Annotated in this window: 2 protein-coding genes; both read right to left on the bottom strand. The window is 63.6% G+C overall.

Annotation, left to right across the window (positions count from 1 at the left end):
* Positions 1–684, bottom strand: a 684-nt coding sequence (locus tag I5W_RS33125) for an LLM class flavin-dependent oxidoreductase (protein WP_252716890.1), incomplete at its 3' end; no start/stop codon positions are given.
* Between the two features lie 61 nt (positions 685–745).
* The gene (locus I5W_RS04475; RefSeq protein WP_044528340.1) at positions 746–1,729 is read right to left on the bottom strand and encodes a sulfonate ABC transporter substrate-binding protein; all 984 of its coding nucleotides are present in this window, start codon (positions 1,727–1,729) and stop codon (positions 746–748) included.
* Between the last annotated feature and the right edge of the window lie 113 nt (positions 1,730–1,842).

The raw sequence follows: 1,842 nt of genomic DNA, 5'->3' as shown, positions 1-1,842 counted from the left end.
GCGCGACTGCCGCCGCCAGACCCGCAACGCCTGGGTGCCCTGGCGCTGATCGCTCCGCTGGCCATCTTCCTGCTGCTGACCTTCGTGGCCCCTATCGTGGCCCTCCTGCAGCGCGCCATCGAAAACCCCGAAGTCGCTACCACCCTGCCGCAGACCGTGGCCGTGCTGTCCAAATGGGACCGCAAGTCGGCCCTGCCTGACCAGGCGTACTCGGCCTTGGCCGAGGACCTGGCCCGCGCCAAGGAAGACACCACCGCCGGCAACCTGGCACGTCGTCTGAACATCGAAATACCGGGCGCACGCTCGCTGGTGATCATGGCTGCCGAAGATGCCATCGCTCTCCTGCTCCACCGGATCGCCACCGGTGACCACGTTGATCAACAGGCGGCCATTGGAGAGGCGGTCGAAGGTGGCGGCCATGCGTGCCGAGAGGGTCGGTGCGGTCAGGCCGGGGCGCACCGCCACCAGGAATTTCAGGCGGCGGGTGGCATCGATCAGGCTGGCTGCCGCCACCCAGGCGTCTTCGCAGGAACGGCCGGTGGGCAGCAGCACGCCGTCATAGCCCAGCGTGTCGGCGGCCACCGCCACCTGCTTCATGTAGTCATGCGTGACCGCACGCGCCCCTTCGGAAGTGCCGAGATAGCGGCTGTCGCCGTGGGTGGGGATAAACCAGAAAACGTTCATGCTTGGCTCCTGTACTTCGACAACGCGATGGATATCTTTTAAATTATTTAAACTATTTACATTACTTCAGGACGGCGTCGCTGACCTTGAGCGGCTTGGGGATCAGCTTGAGCTCGTAGAAGGCATCGGCGATCTTTTGCTGCTCGGCCAGCACTTGCGCATCGACCGGCTTGTAGATGTGGGCGTAGCGCTTCAGGCCGGTTTCGATGATGTCTGCATCCAAGCCCTGGATGGGGGAAAGCTGGGCTGCGGCCTCGGCGGTGTGGGTGCGCACCCATTCACCTTCGCGGGTGATTTCTTCCAGCAGGATCTTTTGCACCTGCGGGTTCTTGGCCGCGAACGGACGCGCACTCAGGAAGAACTGGTGATGGCTGACCACGCCCGCACCACTGGCCAGGCGGCGTGCGCCGACCTGTTTTTCGGCCGCGGCCTGGAACGGATCCCAGATCGCCCAGGCATCCACCGCACCGCGCTCGAAGGCGGCGCGGGCATCGGCCGGCGCCAGGTAGACCGGCTGGATATCGCTGTATTGCAGACCGGCCTTCTTGAGCAAGGCCACCACCAGCCAGTGCACGTCGGAACCCTTGTTGAAGGCGACCTTCTTGCCCTTGAGTTCGGCCACGCTCTTGATGGGGGAATTCTTGGGCACCAGCAGCGCTTCGGCCTCCGGGGTCGGGATTTCATAGGCGGTGTAGACGAAGTCGGCACCGGCAGCCTGGGCAAAGACCGGCGGGGCTTCACCGACATAGCCGAAGTCCACCGACCCGACGTTCAAGGCTTCCAGCAATTGCGGACCGGCCGCGAACTCGGCCCATTTCACTTCCACGCCCAACGGTTGCAGGCGCTTTTCCAGCGCGCCATGGGCTTTCAACAGCACCAGGGTATTGGCCGCCTTTTGATAGCCGATGCGCAGCAGCTTGGTTTCCTGCGCCTGCACCGGGCTTAAGCCCAGACCGATGGTCAGCGCACCGAGGGCGATGGCAGACAGGCGCGCCAGCGAGCGGCGACGGGGAAGATGGATGCTCTTGTTCTTGTTGGCGGACACGTTTTTTCTCCTGATTCCAGATGGTTGGGCGTAGCGCGGCCCTGCCGCCGTACCAGCCGGTGGTCTTGTGAGGCGCTGTCACGGTCAGTTCGTTAGTTACTAGTAAGAGACGC

It is taken from the genome of Herbaspirillum sp. B65 (assembly GCF_000333555.1).
Classification (GTDB): domain Bacteria; phylum Pseudomonadota; class Gammaproteobacteria; order Burkholderiales; family Burkholderiaceae_D; genus Herbaspirillum; species Herbaspirillum rubrisubalbicans.
This window is presented reverse-complemented; position numbering and strand designations above follow the sequence as displayed.